Genomic DNA, 16,170 nt, shown 5'->3' with positions numbered 1-16,170 from the left:
TCCTCTTTTATCCTCGTAATGGCGCCAGCCGCCGCTCCGTCCTGCTCTCCCCTAGTGCGAGGCGGAGCTTTTATCTAACGTAAACAGCTCTGCCAGCTCCTGATTACTCATGTCAGCGATAAATGCGCCGCTTTGAATAATCTCACTGCTGGCTGCCTGTTTCGCTTCAATCATCCCATCTATTTTTTCTTCAATCGTCCCCGTTGTAATAAATTTATGGACATGAACAAACCGGCTCTGGCCAATACGGTAAGCGCGGTCTGTCGCCTGATTTTCAACAGCCGGATTCCACCAGCGGTCGTAGTGGATAACATGGTTGGCTGCTGTTAAATTAAGGCCAGTGCCGCCGGCTTTTAGCGAAAGCAAAAAGAAAGGGAATTCTCCGTTTTGGAACTGTGTGACAAGTCTGTCGCGTTCCTGCTTCGGCGTAGAGCCGTTTAAAAATGGAACATGAATACCGAACTCCTCCGCCAGCTCACGCTGAATCATTTCTCCCATGCCGATATATTGTGTAAAGATCAAGCATGCTTCGTTTTGGTCGACAATATTCCCCGCCAGCTCGAGCAGCTTATCCATTTTTGACGAGCGCTCCCGTACTTCAGCAGGGTCATCTTCTTTTAAATAAAGAGCCGGGTGGCTGCATAACTGCTTTAATTCATTTAAAAGCCGGAGAATAAGGCCGCGCCGTTCAAAAGAAGACAACTGGCCAATTTGCTCCATCGTTCCGCGGACAGCCTGTTCATATAAAACGGCCTGCTCTTTAGAAAGAGGACAGTATTCCTTTTGTTCAACCTTATCCGGCAGGCCGAGAGCCGCTTCAGGATCCGTTTTTGTCCGCCGCAGCAAAAAGGGGCGGATTTTAGCCTGAAGAGCAGCAACACGTTCAGCATTATGTTCTTTTTCAATAGGCGCCATGTATGTTTTTTGAAATTGGGCAAGTGAACCGAGCCAGCCGTGATTTGTAAAGTCAAATATCGTCCAGAGCTCGGACAGGCGGTTTTCCATCGGCGTTCCAGTCAGGGCAATCGCATGGCGGCTGTTTAGTTTCCGTACAGCGCGTGACTGCTTTGTACCTGCATTTTTTATGTTTTGTGCCTCATCTAAGGCAGCGGTACTCCATTCGACTTTTTGCAGTGTTTCAAAATCCGAATGAACAAGCCCGTAAGTAGTTAACACAACATCGGCATGTGAAATTTCTTTTAAGAAAGCATCGCCGCGCGGGCGGTCTTTTCCATAATACAGCATAACCGACAGATCTGGGGCAAAAGAAGCAAGCTCGCGCTGCCAGTTGCCAAGAACGGATGTCGGACAAATAATAAGAGCCGGTGTTTCAGGGCGTTCTTTTTTTTCTACATACAGCAAATAAGAAATAAGCTGGATCGTTTTTCCAAGACCCATATCATCAGCAAGGCAGGCTCCGAAGCCGCACTCCCGCAAAAATAACAGCCAGCTCATCCCCGCCAGCTGATAAGGGCGCAGGCTGCCGTGAAGCTTGTCCGGCGGCTGGAGAAGCGGAATATCCGCGCCACTTTTTAAACGGTCGATCATTGCCTGAAGAGATCTATTCAGCCGGATGTGTACACGTGCTTCATCCTCGGGGCTGGCAAACTCCTGATTCAGCACATCGATCACTGTCATTCCTTCCTGCTTTGCTTTTTCCATCAGGTTTTTAATTTTTTTAATCACTTCCGGATCAAGGTGGACCCAGCGGCCATTTGCTTTTACGAGACGGGAGCCTGCATCAGCAAGCGCCAAAAATTCTTCTTCGGTTATTTCTGCTCCGCCAAGGGCCACTTTAAAATCAAAGTCCAAAATGGCATTCATGCCGACAAAAGACTGCCGGTTTCCATCCCGCACATCTGCAGAAACGGATACAGCTGCCGAACGAACCGATTCCCACCAGGGCGGAAGGAGCACTGGAATGCCAAGTGCCGTCAATTTTTCACCACGGTCTGTTAAAAAAGCAATAGCTTCTTCCTCAGTTAAAAATCGCTTTAACCCGCCCTGATCATTAAGCTCCGGAAAAAGCCGGAGCCAGCGGTTCATTTCTTCCCGGGCAGCAGAAACAAACGGCTCAGCCGATTTGGGAAGCTTTTTCTCCAGCTCGTATACTTTTTCAGACGGCTTCCGGCGCAGCAAAATCGCTTCAAGCATCCAGCTGTCATCCTCCGCCTCGGGCTCGGATAAGCGGAGGCCCGCTTCATAAACGTCAGCTTCTCTGGCTGAAAGATAAGCACGAAGGCGCTCGGGATCAAAGTAGCGGTTTAGCTCTTCCGGCGTCAGCAGTCCGGCGCCAGCTGAATCCATGACAGAAGCAAGATTTGGATGCGCCTCTGCCGCGATGAAAGGGAAAATCCGCTCTGCAAATGCCCGGCGGCTTTCATTAAAAATCGGCTCCTGCCAGAATGCATCGGCGAATTCCTCATATACATCCCCAGGAACCGCCCATTGAATTCCTTCTTCTGAAAAAACAGGCATGGCTTCAAAGGCAGCTTCATAAAGCACCGGTGCACACGCAAGGCTAAAATGCCCGGCTTCATCCCATTCAAACCGGGCAAAACGGTTAAAATGCTCCGCTTTAAAAAGGGAGGCCCACTCAAAAGGTGTCAGCCGTACAGCCGGCTCACCGGCAAAATCGGTAAATGTCAAGTTTGTTCCATAAAAGCTTTCTGAGTGGCCGCCAAATAAAAGGCGGGTCCACGAATCAAAAGGCAATGGTGCACCGTCTGCATCCATTGCCCGTAAGAAGAAAAACCCCTGTTCAAATTGTGTGGCAAGATGAATGATCTTCAGGTTAATCATCCAGCAGCCCTCCTTTTCTGCATTCTTCCTGAAACGCCCGAAGCCGCCTGTTTTCACTGAGAGTCCATTGAAGCCAGCGGTCAAATTCATCCGTCCATTTTAATTTCTTATAAATGGTCCGCATCCGTTTGATAAACCGCACTGCTTTTTTATAAGAGGATCGGTTTCGTTCGGCAATAAACGCAGCTATGCCGTGATGGAGAAGCGGCAGTGCGAGCTCGGGTGCTTCCTTGATGGCACTTTTTAAGCCGGCCCGGTCCAGATCAGTTAAATCGGCATCAATAAACATTTGCAGGTCAACCCATTCAGCGTAATCGCCTCTTTCAAGCAGAAAATAACTAAGAGACACATAGCTGAATGGCAGCAGCGATGTATAGAGCTCTTTTACAAGCAAAGGAGCATGCTCGGATATATCGTCTTCTTCGACGAGCCGAATCACCTGGCGCACAAACAGGCGCCGGCTGTATTCATTTTCAATTGTTAAAAGACCGTCATGAGCAAGAGACGCTGCCGAGCGAAGCACATGCACAAAGCGGTCAGATCGTTTTGAGTCTTGAAGCCAGTGAAGGAAATAGGGAAACAATTCGACCGGTGCGGCCAACGATTTAGCCGTGAATTGCTCCATTTCACCGAGCAGATAAAGCTGATGAAGAAAGGCGGCGTGCTGGACAGTGCTGCTGCCGGCTGCAGGTGTAATTCGCTCCAATTCCGCCAGGCGCCATTCTGTTTTTATAAAAAGGGAATCCCACAACAGGCGGTACACATCAAGACGCGCTGCAGGGAATTGGTTAAATGGAAAGCCCAGCAGGCGTCCTGTATCCATCCGCAATTGTTCAATATACGATTCAAACGCAAAAGGAAGAGCACTGCTTGTTATTTTTGCGGCATCGTAGGCTTCATCCGCAAAATAAAAAAGGACATCATAAGCTGCTCTTTCGGATATTTCCACGGACAAATCCGCTTCGTCCAGCTGTTCAGCTAAAGCAGAAAATGAATAAAACGCTGCAAATAACCGAAAGAGAACAGCCCACTCCCGGTCAGAGGGTGCCTTTTTGAGAAGCGCCTGGTACAGCTCCTTCGCTATATATTCCGTTTGGTACGGTTCTTTTGCAATTTGTTCAGCTGACAGGCGGCTTCGAAAAGCAGACAGCATGAACTCTTTCCAGTCGCCAGCAGACATATTGGACGAAGGAGCCGGCTTTAGCTCCGATGCCCTCATAACCCCTGGAATAGAAAACAAATTTAACCGCTCCGAAGAAGATGAATCATTAATCAGCGATTTGGCCTTCGTCAAAATAAATGGCACCCTTTCGATTCTATAAGATTTCTTCATTATAGCACGAAACAGTCCCTTTTATGCAACAAAAAAGAACATAAGTTCTATTATTTCTCAATCATAACAACTGTTACAGAAAAATTACATTTTTAGGATGAATCTAATAAAATAGCGGTTTTGTCGATATATATTAAAAAAGAGAGGTTTTTAGATTACATTTTCTATGCTAAACTTAGGTGGTAAATTTTAAGAAAGGAGACAATTTAGTGAAGAAGAGGTTGTTTTATAGTTTAATAGCTTTATTTGTTATGATTCCTCTTTTTAATGTAAATTCACCTGCTCACGCAGCGGGTTTTACTGATGTGCCTGCACGTGCTTTAGAGGAAGTGACATATTTATCTGACGGGAACATTGCCAAAGGCTCTTCAACAACAATTTTCAACTCGGACCGGACCATTACAAGAGCGGAGGCCGCGATCTTTATCGGACGCGCCCTGCAGTTAAACGGAACACCAAGAAAAACGGTTTTCCGTGATGTCGACAGCAGCTCAACAGCCGCAGGTTATATACAATCGGGAGTAGATACCGGAATTATTCTCGGTTATCTATCCGGCGTAAGCCAGGGAAATTTTTATCCAAACAAAGCCATTACGCGCGGCGAAATGGCGATTATGATTGCCAATGCATTTGAGTATTCATACGGAGGAACAGCATCCGGCGCAGCAAAAGCGTTAATGGATCGCGGGGTAGCGGACGGAATGGGCAATGGTTCATTCGGTGCTTCCTATCTGATTAAGCGGGCTGATTTCGCTGTCTTTTTAGCGCGTGCGATTAATCCGGAGTTCCGCACCAAGGACTCTGCAGGCTTTTCAAAATCAATCTGGTCGAATGCGCCGAACCTGAACATTCGCAAAGGACCTTCTACAGCATATGCTTCTATTGGCAAGCTGAGTGAAGACCAGCAGGTGTCAGCGGCTCATTCCGTTGGCGGCTGGACCTATATTAAAACAGGCAGTACAACAGGATTTGTCGCCACAGCTTATACGCGGACAACCGCTGCGAAGCCGGCTGTCCCGACGGAAAGTGCGGATTCACGCCTTGCCGGCCAGACAATCATCATTGATCCGGGCCACGGCGGCACTGATCCAGGAGCCATTGGCTTTAACTTAAGAGAAAAAGATGTTGTGCTTACAACAGGTCTTAAAGTGAATAATTTGTTAAAGAAAACACCATTTAACGTAAAAATGACGCGTTCTACTGATACATTTATCAGCTTGATTGGCCGTTCTAACTTTGCGAAAGCCCAGGGCGGCGACGTCTTTGTCAGCATTCATGCCAATGCGGCTTCAGCCAGTGCATCCGGCACAGAAACATTTTATTATTCTGCTGCAACCAATCCGTATGTAGCAGACAGCAAGCTGCTTGCCACGAAAATTCAAAATCGCATGATTACCGCATGGAATTTGAAAAACCGCGGCGTAAAATCGGGCAACTATTCTGTTCTTCGTGAAAACAATATGCCAGCAGCTTTGGCGGAGCTTGGATTTATTACAAATAAAAGTGATAATGCAAAACTTGCATCCGATTATTGGCTGACTTCTGCTTCTAAAGCAATTTACTATGGCATCCTTGATTATTACAAAGCGAAAGGCTATGAAGTAGACTCTTTATATAATGTAGCTAAATAATCACATAGAATATTTTGCTTAGAAACGATACAATAAAGAGAGGATCCTTTCGAGGGCCTCTCTTTATTTTTATTTTCAAAAGAACGAGGTGCTGATATTGACTATTATTAAACACGGACTATTTTGCATCGCTGTCCTTTTCTTCATTGCCTGTACCCCGTCTATATCACTTGCAAACACAGAAACAGGGGAGCCGGCAGTCATTTTGTTTGATCAAACGGTTGACAGCGGGCTGCTGGAGCAGCATACCCAGTCGATAGACCATTTTTATGAATCCATTCCGGCTGCGGTCGTGAATGTGACAGAAGAACAAAAACAGCTTTTAGCGGACTCACCCAATGTAAACTCCATCGAATACGATACAAAAGTAGAATCGTCGGCCCAGAAAATTCCTTATAGCTATAAACTGGTCGGCGCTGAAAAACGTATTCCTTCTTCTTTAACAGGAAAAGGTGTGAAAATCGGTATTTTAGATTCAGGTATTGATACAACACATCCCGATTTAAAAGGAAGAGTAGCCGGCGGAGTTTGTTTAATGAAAGATCTGGATCCTTCTGCCTGCATTTCAGGTTACAATGATGATTTTGGCCACGGCACCCATGTGGCCGGAATTATTGCTGCAAACAATAATTCAATCGGCACGGTTGGAATTGCGCCGAATGCTACACTGTATTCCATCAAAGTCCTGGACAGCAGAGGGCTGGGCACAACAAGCACTATGCTGAAAGGGATCGATTACAGCATTCAAAATAAGCTGGATATTTTAAATATCAGTATTACGACTCCTGATCATGACAGCGCACTTAAAGCAATGCTTACCAAAGCATATGACGCCGGCATTTTAATTGTAGCGGCTGCGGGCAATAACGGCCCGCCGGCTGCAGCTTCAGGGTCTACTGTTCAATTCCCGGCCAAATACGATAGTGTCATCGGGGTTTCGTCCATTGATGCAGCTAAAAACATCGATCCGCTTTCTGCAGCGGGAAAAGAAGTGGAACTGGCGGCGCCGGGCGTAGGCATTTACAGTACTTATCCTCTGGACATTTCGCTATCCGGCTATGAAGAATCGACAGGCACATCAATGGCTGCTCCTTATGTGGCGAGTATGGCTGCTCTTTATATAGAAAAGTATCCGGAGATGACAAATGTTCAAATACGGAAGCTTCTTCAGTCGAATGCCTCGGACCTTGGCGCGGCCGGAAGAGACTCCATCTTTGGTTACGGGCTGGTGCAGCCAGACCTATACTCTGCTGCAGGAGAAGCAAAGCTGCCTTACACAACGGACGGAAGAGGAAAGATTACCTTTAATACGGCCCAGCTTTTAGAAAAAGGGGAATCGTATGATGTTTATAGAGGAGAAGAACGGATTAAGAAAGGGGCAACGGCTGCTCAATTTACGGATTATGCATCGAAAGGATCTATTTCCTATCACTTTTATCCAGTGAAGAGCGGGGCCGCTGCAGACCGGCCGCTGTCTATGCCGGTTGTGGCCAATGCGGGACCCGTACTTTCCGACTTATCTTCGTCTATCTGGTATAACCGGTTTATCGTTTATTTGTATCACGAGAAAATTTTGCAGGGCTACCAAAACAACGAAATCCGCCCCACAAGCAAAATTACGCGCGGCGAAGCGGCTATTTTAATCGGCAAGGCGCTTGGCTATGACGGAACGCCGCGAGCCACACGTTTTGCTGATGTAACTGACCAGGTTCTTGCATCGGGCTATATAGAACAGCTGGCGAAAAACGGGATCATCACCGGTTTTTCTGATAAAACCTTCCACCCATATGATGAAGTATCCCGGGCGGAAATGGCTATTCTTGTTGCCAAAGCCTATAAGGTAGAAACAAGCACAGTTTCTACCTTGAAAGACATCAGCACAAACGTAACAGGCTATCAGTATATTAATGGTATGCTGAATGCTAAGATTGTGTCCGGCTTTGCCGATAATACGTTCCGGCCTGGAGCAAAAATTACCCGTGCTGAATTTGCCAAGTTTTTGTCCTTAACAATAAATAAAGAAATGAGATAAAAGAGTTATTTCTTTTTTGGCTATCTTTAATAAATATGTAGTTTTTCCCTTTTATTTGAACTACATATTTATTAAAGAAGCCATTTTTTTTGGAGTAATTTTACGAAAATAAAATAGTTTGAAAATTTAGTACTATTTCATTTATGTTTCTTTTCGGTAGTTTTATAGACTTTCGGCTTATTTTTTTTGAAAAAAAGCAAAAAAATCCCGTAAAATCAAGCTTTATCCTGTAACAATATGACTCTTTAATGTAATGCAAACGTAAAACTATTTAATGTTTGTATTTGTTAAAATGAATTTATTAGAAATAGAGAGAAAAAAAACAAGTGAGAGCTTTTAGGAGGTTTATGTTGAAAAGCTGTAAGAAAATCGTCGCAGCACTGATTGCGACTCTTATGCTTGTAACACTATCACCGCTTGTTTCCAATAAAACAGAAGCAGCATCGACAACGGTTGGCGAAGTTGTTACGGCATATGGCAAAAAGTTTATGGGAGTTCCTTATGTCTTTGGTGGAACAACGCCTAGAGGGTTCGATTGTTCAGGATTTACACAATATATTTTTAAACATGCAGCAGGTATTTCACTGCCGCGCACAGCCGAGCAGCAATATAATGTCGGCAAAGCAGTATCGAAAAGTGATCTTCAGCCAGGGGACCTGATTTTCTATGCAAATACCTATAAAAAAGGCATCTCGCATGTCGGTGTATATGCAGGCGGAAACATGGTATTAAATGCAACTTCAAGCAGCGGTATCGCCCTTGTATCAATGAATAACTCATACTGGGGTCCTAAATACGCGGGTGCAAAACGCGTGATCACAGACCAGGATTGGTTTGTCGATGTAGCGAAATCTGATGTTTCATACGCGGCAATTAAGTCATTAACAGAAAAAGAGGTTATTGCTGGTTTTGATAATCTTCAATTCCGCCCTGACGCAAATGTAACACGCGGACAGGCAGCGGCAATTATTAACCGGGTTCTTGGCATCACGCCAAATCAAATCTCGCATTTCCGCGATGTAGGAGCATCCTACCAGTTTGCAGAAGATATCGCAGCAATGAAAGAAGCCGGCATCATTAACGGCTTTTCTGACGGAACATTTAAAGCAGGCGCTTATATGACGCGTGACGAAATGGCCAGCATTATTAAGCGGGCGTTTAACCTTGCGCCAACTCAATCAGCAGCCGCTTCTGTAAAATATACAGATATCCGTTCAACACACTGGGCATATGACGGCATTATCGCCATTGCCTCATCAGACCGTACAGGCTATTATGCCGGCACGAGATACAACGGAACGAAAGATGCTACGCGTGAAGCGTTCGCCGTTGCCATCTATAATGCGGCAAAATAAGAAAAAAGTTACAAGAGTCTCGGAATTCCCACTTCCGGGGCTCTTTTTTACGATATAATGGAAAATGAGTGTGTATTATGCCACCAGAATCGAAAGGAGTTTAGTCTTAGATGAAAAAAGCAGTTTCAATTATGATGGCATTTCTTTTACTATTCCCACTTTTTCAGCCTTTAAACGGAAAGGCAGAAGAAATAAAAGACGATGTCACGGGCATCACGTTAGAAAAAGAGATTAGGGCGATTATCAATGCAGGCATTATGGGGGGATACGGGAATGGTATTTATGGCCCTTCAAGAAATGTTACCCGTGAAGAGTTTGCTACCTTTTTAGCGCGTGCTCTGAATCTTCCGGAAGGTCCGGCTGTTTTTAGTGACGCCACATCTGAAAAAACGTCGCTCGCGCCATATATTCAAGCAGCAGCCGCAGCGAAAATTGTGAATGGGACGTCGGATGGAAGATTTATGCCGAAAGAAACGATTACCCGCAAGGATATGGCGATGATGATCAGCAATGCGATTACCTATCTGAAAATTGATGCGGCTTACACAGATCCTTCTTTTACAGATATCTCAACGTTAAGCAGCAGCTACAAAACAGCAATTGGCAAAAGCGTCAGCTTAAATATTATTAAAGGCACTTCAAGTGATACATTTGAGCCGTTTGCGACCGCAAGACGCGACCAGGCAGCGGCCTTTGTTTACCGCCTGCTCGTTGCAAACGGAGTGGTTCCGGAAGAAATCGAGCCGCCGCTTCGTCCATACCAGACAGCGAATATTGATGCTTCTGGAAAAATAACAACAGCATGGTTTTCTTATGAAACATATGAACAGGCCAAAAACGCTATGGCAAACAGCGGAGCAGAGCTGCTGCTTCATAACGGCCGGATTATTAAAATGAAAGACAATAGCGGCGTCGTGTTCACAAGACCGCTTACCGGTTCAGGCGGAACGGTTAATTTGTATACAGATCCCGAATTGAAGAATAATAAAACCTATGTAACCGGCAACTCTATGACAGCAGCCACGTTTGCGTATACCACAGCGGAAGTAAAATATGTTACTTCAACGGATCAATACGTACAGGTTTACCTGGGCGGCGAAACCTATTATATGAAGCCGTCGGATGCCCTGATGGTACCGTTTGAAGGAGCGAAAGGCCGCGGCTATTACCAAAACAGCGGTGGAGAGCTTGTTCACAGCATCTACCAGGTAGAAACTGATAAATATGCTTCTTATACGCTTGGGAAAGCTCCATCATTTATGAAAGCCGGGACGAAATACTACAGCTGGGACGGCTTCGCTTTTTATAATGAAGAAGGTACTCTTGCCGGGCGGGCTTATCAATACTTCCAGTACTTATCCGCACGTGCAGCGACCTCCTATACGGCAGCTGAGCTGGACAAGTTTATTATTGATACATTGGCAGAAAGAGAGTCTCTCGGTCTGGCAAAATACAAAGATATCACAAAGAAAAGCAAGCTGATTGGCCTTGGCGCGACTTTGAAAAAAGTAGAAGCAGAGACTCGTGTTAATGCACTGCTTATATTAGCAATGGCTATTCATGAAAGTGACTACGGCATCAGCAATCATGCACTTACTAATAACAACTTATTTGGCATTGCCGTCTACGACAGTTCACCGTCGTCCGGAACTTCCTTTAAAACAGTAGAAGAAGGCGTCTACCATTTAGCCAATGATTACTTAAATGGAACAAAGGACTGGCGCGGCGGCTACTTAATGCCAAACACATGGCGCGCATATGGAGCGGCACCGGGTACAAAAGCAAACGGATTAAATGTTAAATATGCGTCAGATCCAAACTGGGGAGCCAAAGTAGCCGGCCATATGTACCGTATTGACAAGGCGCTTGGCGGAAAAGATTATAAGAAATATTCTATTGGCTTTACAAATGCGCCGGACTTAAATGTAAGAAGCGCAGCAAGCAGCACAGCTGCTATTCAGTTCACCTACAGCTTAAACAGAATGCCTGTGACCATTTCTCAGCAGGGCACATGGCATAAAGTTCTTTCAGACAACCTGTCTACAAAAGAAGGCTATATTCACAGCAACTATGTAAATATACTAACGCTGCCTTAATAAAAGAAAAAACCCGCTCTGGCCAGAGCGGGTTTTTTCATGACCATTGTTATTTAGAAGAAGGCACCCAGTATGATTCAATTCCCGTGAACGAATCGGTTAGGTTATGAGAGAATTGTTTATCTGCATCGCCATTGGCTAAGACTCCATACAAGAAAGATAAAATGTTCATTTAAAAAATCCCCTTTCATAATAGAAGATGTATTTTTAATGTATCTTTACTATAGAACAGAAGAAAAAAGAAATGTGTGCTTTTGTCAGCTTATCTTACAGGGTTTTTGATGGATTCTCGCAAGAAGCAGACAAATAAGGTAAAATAAATAGGGGAATTAAAAGAAAACTGGGGTGTACGACAATTATGTCTTTGAAAAAAACGGCGCTTTGGCTTGCCCTTTTTGCGCTTATCGTAAAGTTGTCCGGCTTTGTCCGGGAAAGTATTCTGGCCTACAAGTTTGGCGTCAGCCATCAAACGGACGGCTACCTGCTCGCTTTTTCGTTTATTACTCTCGTCATTGCCATGATCGCTGGCGGCTTTAATAATGTTTTTTTACCGCTTTACGTAAAAAACAGGCAAAACAATCCCGAGCGTACCGACCGGACAGCAAGTGCAATTATGAATATCACGTTTCTTCTATTTATATTGGTTTCGTTTTTAGGCTGCTTTTTTGCGCCATGGTTTGTGCCTCTCATTTATGGAGATATGAAGGAGGCAACAGCTGAAACGGCTATTTCCGTTACGCAGTTTTTCTTTGTATTTATGTCATTTATTGCGTTAACGAGTATTTTAGATTCCTATTTGCAGGGCCGGCGTATTTTTGTCCCGTCGCAGGTTGCCAAACTGCTGCAAACAGTTTTTGGCGTGTCCTTTGCACTGCTTTTTGCGGAGCAGTGGGGAATTGCGAGTCTTGCTTACGGATTCATTGCGGGGACAATTGCCGGTATTTTTGTGCAGTTCTATTACTTGTTTAAAACCGATTACCGATGGAAGCCGGTTCTCTCGGGTGATAAAGAATTTCAGCATTCCTTTCTCGTTCTGCTGGCCCCGGCTATTCTGAGTTCGGTTGTTGGGCAGATCAATGTATTCGTTAACAAGCGCTTTGCTTCCGGACTTGGAGAGGAAGGGCCTGTCACCTACTTAAACAATGCGCAGCTGCTTTCATCCATTCCGCACACGATTTATGCCACAACGATTGCCGTTATCATTTTCACTCTGCTGGCGGAGCAAATTAATGACAGGCGCCGTTTTCAAAATACGTTTTTCAGCGGCATGCAGATTTCGCTCCTGACACTGGCACCGATTGCGGCAGGGCTGTGGGTAGTCGGTGAAGAAGCACTGTCATTTATTTTTGAGCGGGGGAAGTTTACCGCAGAAGATACACATAATACGTATGTAGCGCTCGTCTATTATTTGCCGACTATTGTTACACAGGGCATGCAGTATATTGTTGCCAAAGCGCTGTACGCACAGGGGAAAACAAAAACCGTTTTCCGGATCAGTGTGGTCACGATTGCACTAAACGCCCTGTTAAACTGGCTGTTCATTGGGCCGCTGGGATATCCGGGCCTTGCGCTGACAACCTCCATTGTGTCTCTTTATTATTTAACAACCTGCACGATTTTTGTTTACAAAGACTTTGACAAATCAGAGCCGGCCCGGCTGATTGGACTTATTCTCCGGACCGCAGTAGTGACCGCTTTTATGTCAGTGCCGCTTTATTTTATGCGCCCATTTATAGAGGAGCTGTACTCACTCTGGCAGCTGGCGATTCTTGTCCCGGCAGGTGTTATTTTGTATGTGCTCGGTTTGTTTCTTTTTTACAAAGAAGGCTTCCGCACACTGCTTAGCCTGCTAAAACGCAACAAAGGGGCTCTGTCGTGAAAAAAGTTCTTTTTCTTCTTCTCTCGGTGATTATAACAGCAGGCTGTGCAGCCAGTGAAGGAGCGGAACCAGAGAAAGACAAAGTCAATATCCCGGTTGGCAGCAGGACGCTTCGCTTAGAGGCAGAAGAGCTTCGGCTGGAAAAAGAACTGCACCCCGAAGGAATTGCTTCACTGTACAAAGACACGGTTTACAAGCTTGATGCGGGCGCGGCAGATGTCACCATTACGGTTCGTGAACTGAACAACGGGGACGAATTTGTTATGCTTCGGCTTGATGGAAATGGAAAAGTAAAAGGAACTCTTTCTATTCCAGAAGCCGATGATTATTATCTGGTTGATTGGACAAAAAATATTCCTGAGCGTGAGCCGGGAGCCGACACAACAAAACCGCCTGTCGGGCTGCTGCGCTTCACTCAAAACCATCAATTTGTAAACGAAATTGTGCTGAGCCACACCTTTGTGTCGAAAACGCTGACTGAACTATACGGCAGGGGAAGAATCAGTGCATTGCAGGAGCTGATTGCTGAAACGAATAGAGCTGAACTTTCAAAAAATAGCCTTTCGCTGGAGCTTGCAGCCGGCCGGGGGCAAAGAGCGGAGCAATGGTTTCTGGCAGCGGAAAAACCGCTTTTTGATGATACAGATCATTTAAATGAGTGGATTACCTTTCAGCAGGAACAGGAAGCAGAGGTAAATAACTGGTTTACAGTCGATGGCCCGCTTAAAAAGCTTGCTGGAGTTGAACCGGTGGCACAAAATAGCTATGGCTATGAGCTTTCCACTATGATTGAATCAGAAGCGATCAGCCGGTTTATAAAAAATAAAGACCGTTATTTTTACAACCTGACTGTACAGTCAGCCGCCAATTTATGGACGTACCGCCAGTCGCGAAATGACGTCGTTTGGAAAACAGAGGTGACGAGCACGGCCTTAAAGAGCAAGTATGGCATAACGGCTCCATATGTTGATATGCGGGACAATGAACGCATCGCCCGGTATCTCCATCAAATTGGAGAAGAATTAAGCGCGCCGGAGCTAAGCGGTGTTTTAGCCAGCTACAGTGATTATCTGCTAAACTTAATTAGTATCGGCAATGTCGTTCCAGCGGAAAAAGGATATTACCCGGCTGACTACTATTCATCGCAGCAAAAAAAAGCCATGCTTTCTTCGTCACTTGACCAGGCTCTTAGCGAAGCCAGCCTTTTGTTAGCGGCTTACAGGGAAACCGGAGAGAAAAAATATCTGGAGGCAGCGCAAAATATTCGCGCGGCGCTTAAGTCGACCGGAGAAAAGTGGATTCGCCCTAATGGAAACGTCTGGCACCGAATTCACTGGGATGGAACCTTTACAGGGGAAGGCGATGATTTAAAAGTGCTGCAAAGCCTGCGCCACCGGGCTAAAAGCTGGAAGGAGCTTGGCGGAAGTCCGAGTCCTGTTCTGCAGAAATTGATTGAAAGTAAAGAACAGTATTTAAATTCAAAATGACTTTCGCTATAATGCATAATTAAGGGGAAAAAAGAAAGGATGGAATTGTTTATGACAAAGCAGCAAATTGGTGTTATCGGGTTAGCCGTAATGGGCAAAAACCTGGCGCTTAACATTGAAAGCAGAGGATACTCTGTCGCGGTATTCAACCGTTCAGCGGACAAAACAACGGCTTTCTTACAGGAAGAAGCAAAAGGGAAAAATTTCAAAGGCGCTTACAGCGTGGAAGAATTTGTGGACTCGCTTGAAAAGCCCCGCAAAATTTTGCTTATGGTCAAAGCGGGTGCCGCAACCGATGCAACGATTGATTCATTGAAGCCTCATCTGGATAAAGGGGATATTATCATTGACGGCGGAAATACGTTCTTCGAGGACACTGTACGCCGCAATAAAGAACTGGCCGGCCTTGGCTTCAACTTTGTCGGCACAGGCGTATCCGGCGGGGAAGAAGGAGCGTTAAAAGGACCTTCGATTATGCCGGGCGGCCAGCGCGATGCATTTGAACTTGTGCGCCCGATCTTTGAAGCGATCGCAGCGAAAGTAGACGGCGAAGCATGTACAACGTACATTGGTCCAGATGGTGCCGGCCATTATGTGAAAATGGTGCACAACGGAATCGAATACGGCGATATGCAGCTGATCTCAGAAGCATACTTTATCCTGAAGCATGTGGTTGGCCTGTCAACAGAAGAACTGGCTGAGACATTTGCCGAGTGGAACAAGGGCGAGCTGGACAGCTACCTGATCGAAATTACAGCGGACATCTTCACGAAAAAAGATGACGAAACAGGCAAGCCGCTTGTGGACGTTATCCTTGATGCAGCCGGCCAGAAAGGAACAGGCAAATGGACGAGCCAGAACGCGCTTGACCTTGGCGTTCCGCTTCCAATCATCACTGAGTCTGTGTTCGCGCGCTTTATCTCTGCGCTAAAAGACGAGCGTGTAGCAGCAAGCAAGCAGCTTACGGGCCCTTCACCAAAAGAAGTGGATGCCGATCAAAAGAAAGACTTGATCGAAGCCGTGCGCCAGGCGCTGTACATGAGCAAAATCTGTTCATACGCACAGGGCTTTGCGCAGATGAAAGCTGCTTCAGAAGAGTACGACTGGAACCTTCGCTACGGCGACATCGCGATGATTTTCCGCGGCGGCTGCATTATCCGTGCGCAGTTCTTACAGAAAATCAAAGAAGCGTTCGACCGCAATGCAGAGCTTCCAAACCTGCTGCTGGACGAATATTTCCAGGACATCGTACAGAATTACCAGACATCGCTTCGGAAAGTGGTTTCTCTTGCAGTGGAAACAGGCATCCCGGTTCCATCCTTTGCAAGCGCCGTCGCTTACTACGACAGCTACCGTACCGAAACACTTCCTGCCAACCTGATCCAGGCGCAGCGTGACTACTTCGGTGCCCACACGTACAAACGTGTGGACAAAGAAGGCACATTCCACACTGAGTGGATGAAATAAGATTTTTTATGATCCCGCCGGGGCTTTTCCTTCGGCGGGATTTTTGCTGTCTCGGTCCCGGGCGGTAAATCCGGATTTGGGACGGTAT

The 16,170-nt window shown here is 45.8% G+C and carries 9 protein-coding genes; 7 read left to right on the top strand and 2 right to left on the bottom strand.

Features of this window, described 5'->3' with window-relative positions:
- Nucleotides 1-51: 51 nt before the first annotated feature.
- Together VP98_RS06795 and VP98_RS06790 are read right to left on the bottom strand one after the other, a co-directional pair.
- On the bottom strand, nucleotides 52-2,802 hold the full coding sequence (locus VP98_RS06795) for a DEAD/DEAH box helicase (protein WP_046174568.1): 2,751 nt from the start codon (nucleotides 2,800-2,802) through the stop codon (nucleotides 52-54).
- On the bottom strand, nucleotides 2,795-4,096 hold the full coding sequence (locus VP98_RS06790; RefSeq protein WP_046174567.1) for a hypothetical protein: 1,302 nt from the start codon (nucleotides 4,094-4,096) through the stop codon (nucleotides 2,795-2,797). The genes VP98_RS06795 and VP98_RS06790 overlap by 8 nt, the downstream gene beginning before the upstream one ends.
- Before the next feature lie 248 nt (nucleotides 4,097-4,344).
- Between VP98_RS06790 and VP98_RS06785 the strand changes: the two genes are divergently transcribed.
- From VP98_RS06785 to gndA, 7 genes are all read left to right on the top strand, one after another.
- On the top strand, nucleotides 4,345-5,766 hold the full coding sequence (locus VP98_RS06785; protein WP_231584134.1) for an N-acetylmuramoyl-L-alanine amidase: 1,422 nt from the start codon (nucleotides 4,345-4,347) through the stop codon (nucleotides 5,764-5,766).
- A 97-nt stretch (nucleotides 5,767-5,863) separates the two neighbouring features.
- On the top strand, nucleotides 5,864-7,798 hold the full coding sequence (locus VP98_RS06780; RefSeq protein ID WP_052712166.1) for a S8 family peptidase: 1,935 nt from the start codon (nucleotides 5,864-5,866) through the stop codon (nucleotides 7,796-7,798).
- 350 nt (nucleotides 7,799-8,148) lie between these two features.
- Complete coding sequence (locus VP98_RS06775) at nucleotides 8,149-9,153, top strand: C40 family peptidase (RefSeq protein WP_052712165.1); 1,005 nt, start codon at nucleotides 8,149-8,151, stop codon at nucleotides 9,151-9,153.
- A gap of 110 nt (nucleotides 9,154-9,263) precedes the next feature.
- Entirely contained in the window at nucleotides 9,264-11,249 is a 1,986-nt protein-coding gene (locus VP98_RS06770) for an S-layer homology domain-containing protein (RefSeq protein WP_046174564.1), read from the top strand.
- Nucleotides 11,250-11,607: 358 nt separating this feature from the next.
- Complete coding sequence (gene murJ, locus VP98_RS06765) at nucleotides 11,608-13,128, top strand: murein biosynthesis integral membrane protein MurJ (RefSeq protein WP_197076565.1); 1,521 nt, start codon at nucleotides 11,608-11,610, stop codon at nucleotides 13,126-13,128.
- The gene (locus VP98_RS06760; RefSeq protein ID WP_046174562.1) at nucleotides 13,125-14,615 is read left to right on the top strand and encodes a hypothetical protein; all 1,491 of its coding nucleotides are present in this window, start codon (nucleotides 13,125-13,127) and stop codon (nucleotides 14,613-14,615) included. The genes murJ and VP98_RS06760 overlap by 4 nt, the downstream gene beginning before the upstream one ends.
- A gap of 51 nt (nucleotides 14,616-14,666) precedes the next feature.
- Entirely contained in the window at nucleotides 14,667-16,082 is a 1,416-nt protein-coding gene (gene gndA, locus VP98_RS06755; protein ID WP_046174698.1) for an NADP-dependent phosphogluconate dehydrogenase, read from the top strand.
- Nucleotides 16,083-16,170: the final 88 nt, after the last annotated feature.

Source organism: Domibacillus indicus, assembly GCF_000970685.1.
GTDB lineage: Bacteria > Bacillota > Bacilli > Bacillales > Domibacillaceae > Domibacillus > Domibacillus indicus.
Note: the sequence above shows the minus strand (reverse complement) of the source record. Positions and strands in the feature narration are given on the sequence as shown.

Excerpts from the sequence above, each read along its gene's own strand:
- VP98_RS06795 (WP_046174568.1), bottom strand. The coding sequence starts at position 2,802 with ATGATTAACCTGAAGATCATTCATCTTGCCACACAATTTGAACAGGGG.
- VP98_RS06770 (WP_046174564.1), top strand. The coding sequence starts at position 9,264 with ATGAAAAAAGCAGTTTCAATTATGATGGCATTTCTTTTACTATTCCCA.
- murJ (WP_197076565.1), top strand. The coding sequence starts at position 11,608 with ATGTCTTTGAAAAAAACGGCGCTTTGGCTTGCCCTTTTTGCGCTTATC.
- gndA (WP_046174698.1), top strand. The coding sequence starts at position 14,667 with ATGACAAAGCAGCAAATTGGTGTTATCGGGTTAGCCGTAATGGGCAAA.